The sequence below is a fragment of the Lactiplantibacillus nangangensis genome, from assembly GCF_005405065.1.
Taxonomy (GTDB): Bacteria; Bacillota; Bacilli; order Lactobacillales; family Lactobacillaceae; genus Lactiplantibacillus; species Lactiplantibacillus nangangensis.
This window is the reverse complement of record NZ_BJDI01000011.1, coordinates 37,368-50,482: the sequence shown is the minus strand read 5'-3', so window position 1 is coordinate 50,482 and position 13,115 is coordinate 37,368. Positions and strand designations below refer to the sequence as shown.

General features: G+C 46.3%; 12 protein-coding genes. 4 read left to right on the top strand and 8 right to left on the bottom strand.

From position 1 onward, the window contains the following. Position 1: 1 nt before the first annotated feature. The 3 genes from FFM70_RS10050 to FFM70_RS10040 all read right to left on the bottom strand — a co-directional run bounded on the left by FFM70_RS10050 (position 2) and on the right by FFM70_RS10040 (position 1,741). A complete protein-coding gene (locus tag FFM70_RS10050) occupies positions 2-481 on the bottom strand; it encodes a hypothetical protein (protein WP_137616727.1) in 480 nt (159 codons plus the stop codon). A gap of 166 nt (positions 482-647) precedes the next feature. Further along, positions 648-1,091: a Fur family transcriptional regulator gene (locus tag FFM70_RS10045; RefSeq protein WP_137616726.1), complete on the bottom strand. Its 444-nt coding sequence runs from the start codon at positions 1,089-1,091 to the stop codon at positions 648-650. A 71-nt stretch (positions 1,092-1,162) separates the two neighbouring features. Beyond that, positions 1,163-1,741 (bottom strand): guanylate kinase, encoded by a 579-nt coding sequence (locus FFM70_RS10040; protein WP_137616725.1) that lies wholly within the window; start codon positions 1,739-1,741, stop codon positions 1,163-1,165. 150 nt (positions 1,742-1,891) lie between these two features. Here FFM70_RS10040 and FFM70_RS10035 point away from each other — a divergent pair, with 150 nt between their 5' ends. Continuing rightward, positions 1,892-2,041 (top strand): hypothetical protein, encoded by a 150-nt coding sequence (locus tag FFM70_RS10035; RefSeq protein WP_137616724.1) that lies wholly within the window; start codon positions 1,892-1,894, stop codon positions 2,039-2,041. A 774-nt stretch (positions 2,042-2,815) separates the two neighbouring features. Here FFM70_RS10035 and FFM70_RS10030 read toward each other — a convergent pair. Together FFM70_RS10030 and FFM70_RS10025 are read right to left on the bottom strand one after the other, a co-directional pair. Continuing rightward, a complete protein-coding gene (locus tag FFM70_RS10030; protein ID WP_137616723.1) occupies positions 2,816-3,235 on the bottom strand; it encodes a bis(5'-nucleosyl)-tetraphosphatase in 420 nt (139 codons plus the stop codon). A 63-nt stretch (positions 3,236-3,298) separates the two neighbouring features. Continuing rightward, a complete protein-coding gene (locus tag FFM70_RS10025) occupies positions 3,299-4,114 on the bottom strand; it encodes a PfkB family carbohydrate kinase (protein WP_137616722.1) in 816 nt (271 codons plus the stop codon). A gap of 239 nt (positions 4,115-4,353) precedes the next feature. Here FFM70_RS10025 and FFM70_RS10020 point away from each other — a divergent pair, with 239 nt between their 5' ends. After that, the gene (locus FFM70_RS10020) at positions 4,354-5,751 is read left to right on the top strand and encodes an amino acid permease (protein WP_137616721.1); all 1,398 of its coding nucleotides are present in this window, start codon (positions 4,354-4,356) and stop codon (positions 5,749-5,751) included. A gap of 86 nt (positions 5,752-5,837) precedes the next feature. Here FFM70_RS10020 and FFM70_RS10015 read toward each other — a convergent pair whose 3' ends face one another. After that, entirely contained in the window at positions 5,838-6,707 is an 870-nt protein-coding gene (locus FFM70_RS10015) for a DegV family protein (protein ID WP_137616720.1), read from the bottom strand. A gap of 324 nt (positions 6,708-7,031) precedes the next feature. On the opposite strand from FFM70_RS10015, the gene FFM70_RS10010 reads away from it, so the two are divergent. Next, positions 7,032-7,313, top strand: a complete 282-nt coding sequence (locus FFM70_RS10010; RefSeq protein ID WP_137616719.1) for a transposase — start codon at positions 7,032-7,034, stop codon at positions 7,311-7,313. Between the two features lie 267 nt (positions 7,314-7,580). On the opposite strand, the gene FFM70_RS10005 is transcribed toward FFM70_RS10010, so the two are convergent. Then, positions 7,581-7,982 (bottom strand): OsmC family protein, encoded by a 402-nt coding sequence (locus FFM70_RS10005; RefSeq protein ID WP_137616718.1) that lies wholly within the window; start codon positions 7,980-7,982, stop codon positions 7,581-7,583. Between the two features lie 134 nt (positions 7,983-8,116). Between FFM70_RS10005 and FFM70_RS10000 the strand changes: the two genes are divergently transcribed. Then, positions 8,117-10,561, top strand: a complete 2,445-nt coding sequence (locus FFM70_RS10000) for a Xaa-Pro dipeptidyl-peptidase (protein ID WP_137616717.1) — start codon at positions 8,117-8,119, stop codon at positions 10,559-10,561. Positions 10,562-11,099: 538 nt separating this feature from the next. Here the strand turns inward: FFM70_RS10000 and FFM70_RS09995 are convergent. Then, positions 11,100-13,082, bottom strand: coding sequence for an acyltransferase family protein (locus tag FFM70_RS09995; protein ID WP_137616716.1), 1,983 nt, complete (start codon positions 13,080-13,082; stop codon positions 11,100-11,102). Between the last annotated feature and the right edge of the window lie 33 nt (positions 13,083-13,115).

The window sequence follows — 13,115 nt, the reverse complement described above, 5'->3', positions numbered from 1 at the left end:
CCTATTCGCCCCCGTCATCCGATGACTCAGTCGTCGATTCAGTCGTCGCGGCCGCCGAACTAGACTCGGTCGAACTGGACGATGACGACGCTTTGCTCTCTTCGGTAGATGAACTCTCAGTTGAGCTTGAACTTGACTCAGTCGACTCACTTGACGAGTCATTGTCCGTCGTTGAAGAACTGCTATTGGTCGAGTTATCAGTCGTCGAACTACTACTGTCCGTTGATGACGACTGTGAGTCAGTGCTGCTTGATGACTCATCGCTGGAACTATCTTTATTTTTATCGCTAGCGTTCTTGTCGCTAGCCTTATCATTATCATCAGTGGTACTGCTTGAAGATTTCACAACTCTACTGCTAGTTGCCTTGGCACCATTGACCGTATGCGTCGTCTTATTCACGACCACGTTGGTTGCGCCGAGCGCTAAAACGATCGAAACAATCGCAAATGGTGTAATAAATGGTGGTGTTCGATAAGCCATCAAGGTCATTCCCTTCTAATCTTGCCGTTCTACAATCTCTAATGTTCAATTAAACCATGCTTACCCGGTGAATGCATCAAAAGTGGTCGAAATTAATAAAGTCTTTAGGACAAGTTTACCACGGCAACCAATTCTGCGGGCATGAAAAAAGCCGACGAACTGTCGACTAATTTGCTTGCGCCTGTTTGGCTGTGCAAGTCTCACACAAACCATAGATTTCCATTCGATGACCGGTAATTGTGCAGCCGGGGAGCTGGGCTTCATAGGCATCCAGCGGACACGCTTGTAGCTCGATCACCCGCCCACAATTCGAACAGACAAAGTGATGATGGTGCTGATGCTCAAAGTCACATTGATATTTGACCAACGTTTGATTGTCAGCGGATTTCACTTCCAACAACCCGAGGGTCTCAAATTCCTTGATATTGCGGTAAATCGTATTATGACTCATGCCTGCAAACAAGGTCCGCATATGGTCATCCACCGCCGAAATTGCCACGTAATGATCTTGGTACGTCACTAAATAGTCCAACAGCGCGTGCCGTTGCTTCGTAATTTTTAATTGGTTACGGCGTAAAATCGTGACCGCCTGCTCAAGAGTCGCTTCCATCCGGCTGACCTCCATTCAACTAAATCATAATCATTACTATTTAGTTTAGCATATCGCCGACCGAAAGTGAATTAATTGGCCGACTGGGAGTCCGTCTGATACTGCGCGATTAAAGCGTCCAATTCCTGTTGCGTTTGTGACCAATCGTCATTGACGATAACTTGCGCATGGCCGACTAAGCCAGCGGGCAATTGCTGGTCGCGTAAATATTCTTTGCTAGCGACCCGGCGTTCAATGCGTACTTGTTGGTCGCCCCGTTTCGTCAACCGGTCGATCAAAGCTTGCTGATTGCTAACTTCTAAATAGATGATTACGGCTTGGTCGCCGAGCTCACGGGCATAGGTTACCGCGCCAGCCGTATCAAGCACGATACTGATATATGGTGACCTCTCCCAACCAGCGGCAAGGCCTTCGCGCGACGAACCGTATTGGTTACCACTATAAGTCACATGTTCCAAGTAATGCTTGGTTGGAAAACTCGTGGGCGTTTCAAAATAATAATCCACACCATCTTGTTCGCCAGCGCGTGGCGAGCGAGTTGTGTGCGTAATCACTTGTGGCATGTTATAGTGTTCTTTCAAATACTGGCTGACGGTCGTTTTACCACTCCCAGTCGGACCGGTAATCACAAAAACTTTGTTATGGGTCATTGGGTCATTCTCCTAAATTTATGTTTTCTGTAAGGCTTTTCATTTGCATTATACCGCGGAACAGCGTATAGTAAATGAATTGTAAGGTTCACAGATGATGTAAGCATCTCGTAGCAAAACCAAACAATTTTCAGAAGGAGGTTTTGTCACATGAAATTTCAACCGACAAACAGCTGGTTCAGTATCGTTTTGGATACCCAGCGTCAATTATTCGTTGCAACTGACAAACTTCATCCAGAATTGCGCGCTGAAGGCGTTACAATCGAAGATGCAGTTGCTAACTTGAAAACTCAAGCCTAAAAATCGTTCATTATAATTCAAAAATTGATGTACTTTTTAAGTTCTAACGTAGTTTAATAGTTTAAAAATTACTGGTACCCGTTTATGCGACGGTGCCAGTAATTTTTTTGTCCTTAGACCCGTTTGGATTGGCGAAACTTGCCGCTCCGGTTGGCCTGGATCGACGCTGGAACGTGGTGGCCACGGTTGGAAGCCACAGTGCGGTCTCCCAAGCCGGGCTTTCACTAGGTCGAGACAACCCCCTCGACCTAGTGAAATTTCACCACTGAGCGTCATCCAGCCCAACCTCCGCTACATAACCACGTTATTCTTAGTTAATTCTGGATTCTAGTTCCCACTAACCAATCTTTAAAACTGGCACATTTAATCGTGAAAGGACATGCTAGTCAGTTTCAAAAGTAAATTTCTTAGATAGCCGCTTTTCATTCTGTATGAGCAATTTACATGGCCTATTTTGTTCCTTTAAATGAACCTGTTCGACACTTTCATTTAAGTCATGGCTTAAATCAACATCCGTAAACCGTCAGAATAGTCACCTAGCCAATAAATCAAACTGGAAATACTAGTCACGGTTAGTCTCCCACTCTGCTAACACAATTCAAACACAATATTAGCGCAGGGTGGGCTGGCTGAGGCTCAGCGGTGAAATTCTTCTTAGTTGGGTGGGTTTCCCGACTTAGAAGAAGCCCGGCTTTCGAGACCGCCTTTTGGCTCGAAACCGTGGCCACCGCGTTCCAGCCTCAGCCAGCCCACCCGAAGCGAGAACCGACAGAACTAGCTTAGCTTCTTTTCAATATAGTCGTTGGCCTGATCTAATAAGGTTTTCAAATTATCGTAGGACAGCCGTTCGCGGGCCGTTGCATAGTCAAACCAGCCATTAGCACTGATCTCAACTTTTTGCCGCGTCACTGCCACACCGGTTGGCACTTCGCTGACAAATAACGTCATCTGTTTGCGATTACCATTTGGTAAATCATATTCCGTGTAACCTTTAAACTTAGTATCTAACGTCACTTCCAACTGAGTCTCTTCACGAATTTCTCGTAAAGCCGCTTCGGCTAACGTTTCTTCGCCTTCAACGTGCCCCTTTGGAAAGCCCCAAAAGTCACTGGTCGCACTTTGTAATAAGAGATAAGCGGGATGCCCATCCTTTTGTTGATAAACTACGGCACCGCTTGTAACTTCAATACTCATCTCGAATAACTCCTTCTAAATTCGATTTCAAAACACTACTTAGTAGTATAACATCTTCCAACACTAGCCTAACGTTAAAATTGCGCGCAACAAGCCACCCAATGCCACGCCTTGGCGCTCATCCGCCCGCTTGTCGGCTAACGTCTCGGCAACCGCAATATGTAGCCACTGATTAGCTAATTCTAACGTTCTAGTCAATGAAAAGCCACGCCCCAATAAGCCAGCAATCACGGCCGCTAACGTATCACCCGTGCCATTATAATGACCGGCCAAACGTGGCTCACCGATAAATTGCACCCCATCGGCCGTTAGCCAAGCACAGCCAATCTGGTCATTCTGCGTCACATCGGTAATTACAGCATGTGCACCAGGTTTCAACAGCTTTTGTAGCGCCGTCAAAATTGTTGGCAAATCTGGTTGCGTCGTATATGGCAAGCCTGCCAACAAACTTGCTTCGGTCACATTGGGCAAAATGACATCCGCCAATTGGATCAGTTGCCGCATCGCTGTCACATACTGGTCATCGAAGCCCGAATACAACTGCCCGAGATCGCCCATGACCGGATCTACCACGAGCAAGTCTAACTTTTGTTGCGCTAAGTAATCATGTAATAACTGGCAAAGTTCCACCGTGCCAACGTAGCCAATCAGCCCCTGCTGGAAATCTAACTGGGCCGTTGTCCAGTGTTCAAAGACTTTGGGCAACCAGTCGGCTAAATTAACGACAGCCGGGCGCCCATAACCACTCGTATGGGTCGACAACAAACTGGTCGGTAACGCCGCCACTTGGTAATCCATCGCCGTCAATACTGGTACGGCAGCACTCAATGAAATCCCACCCACCGCTGACAGATCTTCCGCCACTAACATCGATGACATGTTTTAAACCCTCCTAAAAAATCATTTTTCACTAATCATCTTATCAGAATTCAAGTCGCTTGTAACGACCCAACCTTCCGTTAAGCGCGCTAACAAACCGGTTAAACTGGTCACTTTTTAAATTAGCACCCAATTCTAATTGACTTTTAATAATCAGTCACGGTATCATGTGAGCATAGTAAATTGTCGAATAGTTACAATGAGCTGTTAATAATAACTAAAAAGGGAGACAAATATTTATGGGGATTCGTCAGCGCATCTTTCAGAAAGAAAATCTGTCGCGCTATTTACAAAAAGACAGTCAATTCGAGCGGACCCTATCCGCCATTGACTTAATTGCATTAGGCATTGGGGCCGTTATCGGGACTGGAATTTTTATCTTACCAGGGACCGTGGCCGCCACCAAAGCTGGTCCAGGGATCATTTTATCCTTCGTCATTGCCGCAATCGTCTGTGCGCTCGCCGCAATGTGTTACGCCGAGTTCGCCTCCGTGCTACCTGTCGCCGGTTCCGCCTATTCATACGGCAACATCGTTTACGGGGAAATGGTCGGTTGGATCATCGGTTGGGCGTTAGTGCTCGAATACGTTTTAGCCGTTGCCGCGGTTGCGGTCGGTTGGGCCGCCTACTTTAATTCATTTATCGCTGGCTTCGGACTGAAATTGCCAAAAGCCATTACGGGTTCCTTTGACCCAGCGCACGGGACTTACGTGAATATCGTGGCAATTTTAATTGTTTGTTTAATTGCCTGGATCATCGACGAAGGCTTGAAAACCTCAGTCCGGTTAAACAATATTATTGTTGCCGTAAAATTAGCTATTATTGTTATTTTCTTATTAGTTGGGTCATTTTATGTGAAGCCAGCCAACTGGACGCCATTTGCCCCATTCGGTGTCAGCGGCATCTTCAAGGGTGCGGCCGTCGTCTTCTTCGCCTACTTAGGCTTTGACGCGGTTTCAAGTTCCGCCGCCGAAGTTAAGAATGCCAAAAAGAACATGCCTATCGGGATCATTGGGACGCTAATTGTTTGTACCGTCTTCTACATTATGGTTTCCGGCGTCTTAACTGGGATGGTTTCCTACAAACTCTTGAACGTCGATGATGCGGTTACTTTCGCATTACAACTTGTTCATCAAAACTTTGTCGCTGGGATTGTCTCAATTGGTGCCTTAGCAGGGATGTTTACAATGATGGTCACTATGATCTACAGTAGTTCACGCTTACTCTACTCGATTGGCCGTGATGGCTTGTTACCAAGTTTCTTAGGCAAAATCGACAAGCACCATGCGCCAAAACACGCGATGATCACTGTGACAGTTGTGATTTCAGTCCTCGCTGGCTTCATTCCGCTCGATCAATTAGCAAACTTAGTTAATATCGGGACCTTGATTGCCTTTGCTTTCGTTTCATTTGGAATTCTGTTACTACGTCAGAACCCAACTTTAAATAAAATCAAAGGTTTCCGAGTCCCATTTTATCCCGTACTGCCAATCGTTTCAGGACTATTGTGTCTCTTCATGATGACCCAGCTTTCGATTGAAACTTGGGCAGCCTCACTCGCTTGGTTTGTCTTCGGACTCGTGATTTACTTTAGCTACGGGATTCGCCATAGTAAAATGAATCAAAAGTTAGACTAAAATTGAACTAAATAAGTGGTGTCAATTGCCGTTTTTTCGACAATTGACACCACTTTTCTTTGGTCTTATTTTTAAATAATAATGACTTAACTTCTTGGCCCATCACCCATTGCAAAGGCTGCGACACAGCCAAAGCCGGTATGACTAGCAATCGTCATCCCAATCGGATAGATCTGCACATCCGCCGTACTGATCTTTTCGATAATCCGAGTCTTAACCACTTTCGCCGCTGCATAGTCCCCGCTGGTCGTTACGATTATCGGCTGAGCGGGATCATGTTGCATCGCTGCTAACGTTTTATCGGCAAGTTCAACTAAAGATTTCTTCCGCGTTCTAGTTTTAAAAACTTGGCGTAACTTGCCGGCTGGATCAACGTCCAAGATTGGCTTAACTTTTAGTAACGTGCCTAAAGCAGCCGATGTTCTGGAGATGCGGCCACCATGATAAAGATAATTTAAATTATCGACCGTAAACCATGATTGCAGACACAACTTGTTCTCATCAAACCAGTTGACGAATTCGTCTAAGGTTGCCCCGGCTTGTTGTAACTTGATTGCTTGCAACACCAATAAGCCTTCACCGCCACTAGCAGCCAAGCTGTCCACAATGCGGATATCAGCGTTGGGATGTGATTCCAACAACATCGCACGCGCCTGATGCGCACTCGACATTGACCCGCTCAGACCACCCGAAAAACCAACGTACACAATCGGCTGTTGCTGCTCAACATATGGTTTGAAGAACTCAACGTACTCGCCAACATTAACTTGGGTCGTTGTCGGCATCGTTCCCGCTTGAATTTTTTGATAAAAGTCATTGATATCATAACTTTTCCCAAAATCATTGATTAAATCTTGATCACCAAGCTTGGTATGAAAACTAATGGCAGTCACGTTGCCTGCCGTTAAAACCGCTAGCGGTAAATCACATTCCGAATCAGTCAGTATCTGATACATGCTCCAGTTCCCCCAATGGTTTAAATTAATGCGTTCCTAGTAATCCATACTTTGCCACCAAATAATCATAACATTGTTTCAATTTTCAAACCGGCTTATTAAGGCGTTTTTAAAACTCAGCCTAGTTGCACCAAACCTAAGACTGAGTGCTAATAAATGACTAATCACTACTGCAATTAAAATCATCAGTGTTATCCCATCTAACCAGCATGCTGATTTAAGCGTGTTCGTTTGAAATAGCAGATGGGGTCGTTTCTCATTAGTGACAGCGGTTACAATAACCGTTATACTGGAGGCAACAATTTAAAGGAGCGTGATCTTAGTATGCTACCACCAAAAGAAATGCACGAAGCTTGGAAGTTACATCACGAACGCGTCTACAACATGGCGCACGACTATCCTTGGTTGATTCCAGCTTTGACCTTATTACACACGGTTCCGTTAGCCATTGCCATTCATGGCTTTTACAAGACCCATCGCAAGTATTTAGAACTCAAAATTGAACGCGAAAAGACTAAGCGCCAAGCACTTGATCAAGTGGACAAAGTAGAAGACGTCGTTAAGGCCGCCCATCCACATTGCCCATTCCATCATGGCTGCAAATAGAATCCATTAAAAAAGGCTGACTGATTACACTAAATTGTAGTCAATCAGTCTTTTTTTCAACATCATATTAGCTATTTAGCTGTAGATTGTTATTGATAGCATCGGGCGTGTGGATGGCGTTTGACCGGTGTTTTTCCGGTCTTACGCCACGGACCGTCTGGGAGATTTGCGATTTTAAGCAAAGCTTCCGGGCGAGGGTCAAGACGTTTTTCAGGCTTGAACCGGTCCCTCGCCCGCATGTTATCAACAACAACCGGAGACGGAACTTTACAGGTGAATCTTAACATTCACGTTGTCTCCCAACAATTTGGCAACGGGACAGCGCGTCTCCGCAATCGCTAACCAGTGCGAGCCAGTTGCGAGATCAACCTCTGGAATCGTGACTTGCGCATCTAAAAAGAATTGATAGCCAAACCGGTCGCGTGACATCTTGACCGTCGTGACCACCTTACTTTGATGCGGCACATCATGTTCTTTTTCAATGGCTTCCAGCGTGGCATTCAAACAGGTACTCAACGCTAAACCAATCAATTGTTCTGGATTCGACCCCGGATCAGATTTCATCGGACTGGCCAACGGCACCCGCAGCCCATCTTCGATATAAGCTTCACCATGAATGCCATCTTCATTGATTGCTTTAGTCGTATACAAAATCGGAAATTTAGCCATGTCTTTTCAACTCCAAATTTAAATTTACTTTAATGTAGCACAGCCTGTTAGCGCTGTCAGGTTTAAATTTGGTCTAAGCCTAAATAGCGGTATAATGTTAATTAAAACTAATCATAATTATGAAGGATAACGCTATGAAAAATAATCAATTTGCAATCGTCCCTACTGATTCTGAAGCAGCGATTGCCGAACTCACCAAAACTCATTTTATTACCGCTGACATGGACACGTTAACAACCGTTCCAGCCGTTTACCGGGCCCTTTTAGCCAAAAGCTTCCCCGAGGTTCATTCCGAAGCCGGCTTAAAGCACAAATTTGCCAACTTAATGGCCACTAGCCAACAAACACTCGCTGAATGGCTAGACACGGCCCACATCGTGAACAACCAAGTCTTCTACAACGTCGGCTTACAATTGCTCGGCTTCTTGCCCGGCCAAGATTTCGACCTCGCTGATCCGCTGTTGGCGATGCGCGACATTCACTTACCCATGGTCGGTGAATCCGCCTTCGATCGCGAATCACTTTACTACGCCTGGTATTTATTATTAAATACCCGTGGCGTCCAAGGACAAACGTTGATTGAACTCTTGACTACGCGCGGCTTTTTTGCGCCATTCTATCAAGCTGATTCGGCGCAAAAGCCCCTCTTCTTCAATGGTAAAGCGCAAGCCGTCTTTGATACTGACAAACTCATCCGTGAAGTCGTTTACGTCGAAGCCCCACTAGACACCGACGATGACGGCCAACGCGACTTATTAAAAGTTGAAATTTTGCGGCCCGCTGAAACAAACCATGGCCTAAAAGTACCGGTCTTATATACCGCGAGTCCTTACAACCAAGGTATCGACGACCAAGCCGGCAAGGCGCAGATGCATAATGTCGACGTCCCATTGACTGCCAAGACACCGGACGACAACACTTACGCAGACGTTGAATTCAAAGCAACGACACCAAAATTGCCAGCCGCCCGTTCCGTTGACGAGACCACGACTGAGGCCGAAGAAAGCTTTGGTCGGGAACGCTCTTACACGCTAAATGATTACTTCTTAGCACGGGGCTTTGCGGTTGTTTACGCCGCCGGAATCGGTTCCGTCGACTCTGATGGCCTCGCACCCACTGGGGATGAAGATGAAACGACGTCAACTATCGCCATCATTGAATGGCTAACTGGCAAACGTCACGCCTTCACCACTCGTGACGGCGACGTTGCTATCAAAGCTTGGTGGACAAACGGCTCAGTTGCGATGACTGGTCGCTCTTACCTCGGCACGTTAGCGACGGCTGCCGCAACAACCGGGGTTGATGGGTTGAAGACCATTATTTCTGAAGCCGCTATTTCCAGTTGGTACGACTACTACCGCGACAACGGTCTCGTGGTCGCACCAGACACGTTCCAAGGGGAAGATACCGACGTGCTGGCCGCTGAAGTCTTTTCACGGAGTCTTAAAGCCGGTGACGCCCACCATATCCAAGGAAAATTCAATCAAAAATTAGCTGAATTGACTGCCGACCAAGATCGCGAAACGGGGAGCTATAACCGTTTCTGGGACGAACGCAATTACTTGAAGAACGTAGACAAAATCAAGGCGGACATCGTGATGGTTCACGGGCTCAACGACTGGAACGTTAAACCACGCAACGTGGCCAATCTTTGGGACAAGCTCCAAGACGTGCCGGTTGCCAAAAAGTTGATCTTGCATCAAGGTCAACACATTTACATCAACAACTTACAGTCGCTCGATTTCACTGACATGATGAATCTCTGGCTCAGCCACGAACTCTATGACTTAGACAACCATGCTGAAGCCCTCTTGCCGAACGTGCTCGTGCAAGATAACACGGCCGCTGAAACTTGGACGGCTCATGATAATTGGTGGGAGGATGCCGACAAGTCACTCGACTTCAAGGTTCAATATAAGGAACTTGTCCCGGCTGACCATCCCGTTGATCAACGGGCGGCCCACTTCACAGACAAATTGCCAGACAAGTTATTTGCGCATTATCAGCAACATCTCAATGATTGGCAAAACGATTTGCTTAGCGAAGATAAGACGAATCCGTTGTATAATCACCGGCTATTGTTTAAATCTTGGCAAGCACCTGCGGATCAATTACTTGTTGGACGACCACAAGTGAGTGGGACGGTCGCCGTTAACCAAAACTTTGGGATGCTGAGTTTCATGTTGATTGACTTTGGTCTAGCACAACGGCTAACCGTTAGTCCTCAACTAATTGCCTCTAAAGCCCTCGACCTTGGCTACCACTGGCGTGAAGATGATTTGAAAGACTTCAAGTTAGCCCCAGCGACGCCATTCAAGATGATCACAAAAGGTCATTTGAATTTACAAAACCGGCACGAGCCTTGGCATGCTGAAGCCATTCAGCCAAACCAGTTCAATGACTTCAGTGTTGAACTCCAGCCAATCTTCCATCGTTTACTCGCTGGTCATCAACTGGGCCTCGTGATTTACGCAACCGATATGAAGATGACGGTTCGTGGCAACCAAGACTTACAGTACTCACTGAATTTAAACGATATTAAGTTACGAATTCCATTGAAAACATTGAAAGCTAAATAATTGACTAAAGGTTGAAAGTGCCCAAACTGTTGTGAACCCACTGATACTGGCGTTGGTTATGCCTAAACTGTTCTCATACGTGGATTATCGCTCAGGCAGAATCCGATTTTTCGCCTCAACGCCATGCCAGCTAACCTTGCTGACACAGCATATTGATTCTGACTGATTCCGCTAAATCTAAATATCTAAATGACTGACTAATCATTCGAAACAGTTGACTAGCTGGAGGTTGTTGTTGATGGCATCGGCCGTGTGGGTGGCGTTTGACCGGTGCTTTTCCGGTCTTACACCACGGACCAGCCGGGAGATTTGCGGTTTAGGCAAAGCTTCCGGGCGAGGGTCAAGACGTCCCTGAGGCTTGACCCGGTCCCTCGGCCGCATGTTATCAACAACAACCGGAAGCGGCGGTTATCAACTATCTTTCATAGCCTGGTTACTAATCACAGTGGGATAGATTAGCGGTTTTCATCTTTCAACCTTTACTAATTGAACCATAAAAGCGCCAACCACGATATCTTTCGCGGTTGGCGCTTTAACTTTAGTTGTTATTCACTTTTGCAATTTGATTAGCAATCAGAGCAGTTAATTTCTTATTCCCAGTTGGGTTAGGATGAACATTATCACTTGCAAACCAAGTCCCCTGATTCAACGCTTCCGTATACCAATCCACCACATGCACATTGTTATACTTCTTAGCAGTCGCATTGATCTGCCGGTTAACTTGATTTTGCCAGCTTTGCGTTGGGACGTGCGCGGTGACCCAGAAAATCTGATGGTCACTCCCAATGGCATTGACCACTTGATCCGCTTGGGCACCGGTAATCGTCCCGTTCGTCCCAATGTTGACTAACACATTATGGGCTAACTGACCTTGGTTCTTCAACGCGCCGACAATACCCGGCACTTCTGTCACTTGACGACCAACTTTTCCTTGAACCGTGGTTCCTGGAATGACCTGTTGTAAGTCGCTAGAAACATCCAGCAAAACTGAATCCCCGATTGCCGATAGTGCCGTACCATTCATGGCCAAGACCACTTGTGGTTTCAAGCTATAGTCGTTGGCAACTTTCTTCTGGGCATCCGTCAACTTATCGTAAGCTTGTTTCGTCTTCAACTTTTCAGTTGCGACTTGCTTCGACTCAGCCGACGCCTTAGCCGCTTCTTTTTGACGTTTCAAAGCGGCCGCATTCTGCTTCTTAACGGATTTGGTATTCTTTGTAATCGTATTCTGAATCGCAGTCTTCTTATTGCTGGACGCTTTGCTTGGTTGTTGCACGAAGCCCACCGCTGTAATCACGAACAGGATGGTCGCAAAGCTCGCAATCGTCCCGGTGACTCGGTTAAAGTGTGGTGCCCGCATAAAGTTGCGAATATCCGAGAATAATTGACCGTAATCGTAGCGCCGCATTGGATTTTCGATGAAACGATAGCTTAGTTCCGTGACTAACATAATTAACGCCACTTCAATCAAGCTATTAATCAATGGATGATCACCAATGTTATGCACTTTCGTTTCGTAAAAAATCATGACCGGGAACTGGTACAAATAAATCCCGTAGCTTCGTTGCCCAATATAGGTAAAGACTGGATTCGTTAAGATGCGGTTCATGTGGCTGGCCGGATGGGCGACCGTTGCCACTAACACCCCTGACAAAATGGTGAAGATCAACATTCCACCACGATATGTGAACGCTGATTGACCGGACATCTGGAAGAACATGACGATCAAAGCAAGTAGTGACCCGCCACCCAAAACGTCCAGCGTGACCTGATTACCAAAGTTAACGTCCTCCGGCAACTCACGAGACGGCCAGATAAAGGCGAGCCCCGACCCAATCAAAATCGCGAACATCCGCGTATCAGTCCCATAATACACCCGGTTAGTATTAGCCGGATCATACAATAAGGCCATCGCTAAAGCTGAAAGCAATGCCGCAACCATCATAATTGCGAAAATTCGGCTTCGTTTTTTAAAGACTAACATTAAAAAGATGACCACTAACGGCCAAAAAAAGTAATACTGTCCTTCGATCGACAGCGACCACAAATGTGTAAAAGGTGACTCGCCATTAAAGCGATCAAAGTAACTCTGACCGTGACCAATTTCGAACCAATTGTAGACATACATTAAGTTCGTCATGACCGTTGCCCGAATATTCGTCAATAACGACCGCTGAAACAGCGTGATATACGCCGTCGTTGCCAGCAGCATCGCCACCAATGCCGGATAGAGTCGTCGCAAGCGTCGCCCATAAAAGTTCCACAAGCGGATTGAATCGTGGGTCTCCCACTCTTGCAACAAAATATCCGTAATTAAATAGCCGGAAACAACGAAGAAAATTGGTACTCCTAAGTATCCACCTTGTAGTGACGCTGGCATTAAGTGATAGATGATGACTCCCAGCACCGCTAAAGTCCGGATGCCATCAAAGCCGGTGATGTATCGACGCGGATGCATCTTATGCCGATTCATCCGAGCCATCGTGCGGCTGATGTTCACGCCCTGCAATTTTTCGTTCATTTCCCATTACCCCTTGATTTGTTTCTGTCAGTA

What these genes read in the sequence shown, in the direction of transcription:
- FFM70_RS10020 (WP_137616721.1), top strand. Translation starts at nt 4,354, where the DNA reads ATGGGGATTCGTCAGCGCATCTTTCAGAAAGAAAATCTGTCGCGCTAT.
- FFM70_RS10025 (WP_137616722.1), bottom strand. Translation starts at nt 4,114, where the DNA reads ATGTCATCGATGTTAGTGGCGGAAGATCTGTCAGCGGTGGGTGGGATT.
- FFM70_RS10015 (WP_137616720.1), bottom strand. Translation starts at nt 6,707, where the DNA reads ATGTATCAGATACTGACTGATTCGGAATGTGATTTACCGCTAGCGGTT.
- FFM70_RS10010 (WP_137616719.1), top strand. Translation starts at nt 7,032, where the DNA reads ATGCTACCACCAAAAGAAATGCACGAAGCTTGGAAGTTACATCACGAA.
- FFM70_RS10035 (WP_137616724.1), top strand. Translation starts at nt 1,892, where the DNA reads ATGAAATTTCAACCGACAAACAGCTGGTTCAGTATCGTTTTGGATACC.
- FFM70_RS10050 (WP_137616727.1), bottom strand. Translation starts at nt 481, where the DNA reads ATGGCTTATCGAACACCACCATTTATTACACCATTTGCGATTGTTTCG.
- FFM70_RS09995 (WP_137616716.1), bottom strand. Translation starts at nt 13,082, where the DNA reads ATGAACGAAAAATTGCAGGGCGTGAACATCAGCCGCACGATGGCTCGG.
- FFM70_RS10045 (WP_137616726.1), bottom strand. Translation starts at nt 1,091, where the DNA reads ATGGAAGCGACTCTTGAGCAGGCGGTCACGATTTTACGCCGTAACCAA.
- FFM70_RS10030 (WP_137616723.1), bottom strand. Translation starts at nt 3,235, where the DNA reads ATGAGTATTGAAGTTACAAGCGGTGCCGTAGTTTATCAACAAAAGGAT.
- FFM70_RS10040 (WP_137616725.1), bottom strand. Translation starts at nt 1,741, where the DNA reads ATGACCCATAACAAAGTTTTTGTGATTACCGGTCCGACTGGGAGTGGT.
- FFM70_RS10005 (WP_137616718.1), bottom strand. Translation starts at nt 7,982, where the DNA reads ATGGCTAAATTTCCGATTTTGTATACGACTAAAGCAATCAATGAAGAT.
- FFM70_RS10000 (WP_137616717.1), top strand. Translation starts at nt 8,117, where the DNA reads ATGAAAAATAATCAATTTGCAATCGTCCCTACTGATTCTGAAGCAGCG.